The organism is Modestobacter sp. SYSU DS0290 (assembly GCF_054050955.1).
The window spans coordinates 1-2,842 of sequence record NZ_JBJHAI010000044.1; the positions used below are offsets into that span (position 1 = coordinate 1).

The 2,842-nt window shown below is 57.5% G+C and carries 1 rRNA gene; it reads left to right on the forward strand.

Annotated elements, in window-relative coordinates:
- A 23S ribosomal RNA gene (locus tag ACI795_RS19385) occupies nt 1-2,760 on the forward strand; the annotation flags it as partial.
- Nucleotides 2,761-2,842: the final 82 nt, after the last annotated feature.

Sequence of the window (2,842 nt, forward strand, 5' to 3'; positions counted from 1 at the left end):
AGAAAGTCATGTGTTAGTGGAAGGCCTCTGGAAGGGGTCGCCGTAGAGGGTGAGAGCCCCGTACACGAAAACTCATGACCTCCCGAGTTGTATCCCAAGTAGCACCGAGCCCGTGAAATTCGGTGTGAATCTGGCGGGACCACCCGCTAAGCCTAAATACTCCCTGGTGACCGATAGCGGACAAGTACCGTGAGGGAAAGGTGAAAAGTACCCCGGGAGGGGAGTGAAATAGTACCTGAAACCGTGTGCCTACAAGCCGTGAGAGCTCTGCCTTCGGGTGGGGTGATTGCGTGCCTTTTGAAGAATGAGCCTGCGAGTTAGCGGTACGTGGCGAGGTTAACCCGTGTGGGGTAGCCGTAGCGAAAGCGAGTCCGAACAGGGCGATGGAGTCGCGTGCTCTAGACCCGAAGCCGAGTGATCTACCCATGGCCAGGTTGAAGCGCGGGTAAGACCGCGTGGAGGACCGAACCCACTTCGGTTGAAAACGGAGGGGATGAGCTGTGGGTAGGGGTGAAAGGCCAATCAAACTCGGTGATAGCTGGTTCTCCCCGAAATGCATTTAGGTGCAGCGTCACGTGTTTCTTGCCGGAGGTAGAGCACTGGATGGCCTAGGGGGCCCACAAGCTTACTGAAGTCAACCAAACTCCGAATGCCGGTAAGTGAGAGCGTGGCAGTGAGACTGCGGGCGATAAGGTTCGTAGTCGAGAGGGAAACAGCCCAGATCATCGGCTAAGGCCCCTAAGCGTGTGCTAAGTGGAAAAGGATGTGGGATCGCAGTGACAACCAGGAGGTTGGCTTAGAAGCAGCCACCCTTGAAAGAGTGCGTAATAGCTCACTGGTCAAGTGGTTCCGCGCCGACAATGTAGCGGGGCTCAAGCACACCGCCGAAGCTGTGGCATTCACATATATCCCGTCCAGGACTTCGTGTTCTGGGCCAGGTGTGTGGATGGGTAGGGGAGCGTCGTGTGGCGGTGGAAGCGGCGGAGTGATCCAGCCGTGGACGCCACACGAGTGAGAATGCAGGCATGAGTAGCGAAAGGGGAGTGAGAAACTCCCCCGCCGGATGACCAAGGGTTCCTGGGCCAGGCTAATCCGCCCAGGGTGAGTCGGGACCTAAGGCGAGGCCGACAGGCGTAGTCGATGGACAACGGGTTGATATTCCCGTACCCGCGAAAGAACGCCCATGCTGAACCCAGCGATGCTAACCATCCAAAGCGTGTGACTGACCTTCGGGTCTGATCGCGTGGAGCATGGGATCCGGACTGGTAGTAGGCAAGCGATGGGGTGACGCAGGAAGGTAGTCCTACCGGTGAGTGGTAGTACCGGTGCAAGGGTGTGGCCCGTGGGGTAGGTAAATCCGCTCCACATACAGGGTGAGGCCCGACGCATAGCCGAATGAGGCGAATTGGATGATCCTATGCTGCCGAGAAAAGCCTCTAGCGAGTTCTTAGCGGCCCGTACCCCAAACCAACTCAGGTGGTCAGGTAGAGAATACCAAGGCGATCGAGCGAACTGTGGTTAAGGAACTCGGCAAAATGCCCCCGTAACTTCGGGAGAAGGGGGGCCATCTGCTGTGAACCGCCTTGCGCGGGGCAGCGGTGGGTGGCCGCAGAGACCAGTGAGAAGCGACTGTTTACTAAAAACACAGGTCCGTGCGAAGTCGAAAGACGATGTATACGGACTGACGCCTGCCCGGTGCTGGAACGTTAAGGGGACGGGTTAGCTCTTCGGGGCGAAGCTCAGAACTCAAGCGCCAGTAAACGGCGGTGGTAACTATAACCATCCTAAGGTAGCGAAATTCCTTGTCGGGTAAGTTCCGACCTGCACGAATGGCGTAACGACTTCTCAGCTGTCTCAACCACAGGCTCGGCGAAATTGCACTACGAGTAAAGATGCTCGTTACGCGCGGCAGGACGGAAAGACCCCGGGACCTTCACTATAGCTTGATATTGGTGTTCGGTTCGGCTTGTGTAGGATAGGTGGGAGACTGTGAAGCGGGCACGCCAGTGTTCGTGGAGTCATCGTTGAAATACCACTCTGGTCGAATTGGATGTCTAACCTCGGTCCGTGATCCGGATCAGGGACAGTGTCAGGTGGGTAGTTTAACTGGGGCGGTTGCCTCCCAAAATGTAACGGAGGCGCCCAAAGGTTCCCTCAGCCTGGTTGGCAATCAGGTGTTGAGTGCAAGTGCACAAGGGAGCTTGACTGCGAGACTGACGGGTCGAGCAGGAGCGAAAGCTGGGACTAGTGACCCGGCACCGGCATGTGGAAGCGGTGTCGCTCAACGGATAAAAGGTACCCCGGGGATAACAGGCTGATCTTCCCCAAGAGTCCATATCGACGGGATGGTTTGGCACCTCGATGTCGGCTCGTCGCATCCTGGGGCTGGAGTAGGTCCCAAGGGTTGGGCTGTTCGCCCATTAAAGCGGTACGCGAGCTGGGTTTAGAACGTCGTGAGACAGTTCGGTCCCTATCCGCCGTGCGCGTAAGAGACTTGAGAAGAGCTGTCCCTAGTACGAGAGGACCGGGACGGACGAACCTCTGGTGTGCCAGTTGTTCCGCCAGGAGCACTGCTGGTTGGCTACGTTCGGCAGGGATAACCGCTGAAAGCATCTAAGCGGGAAGCTCGCTTCAAGATGAGGTCTCTCACCGGGTTAACCGGGTAAGGCCCCCGCCCAGACCAGCGGGTTGATAGGCCGGAAGTGGAAGCGGCGTGAGTCGTGGAGCTGACCGGTACTAATAGGCCGAGGGCTTGATCACACACACCATCCAGCCTCTTTGCAGGAAGTGTCGCGTCCACTGTGCAGCTCTGAAACGACGAACTATTCCACCGTGTGGTGGG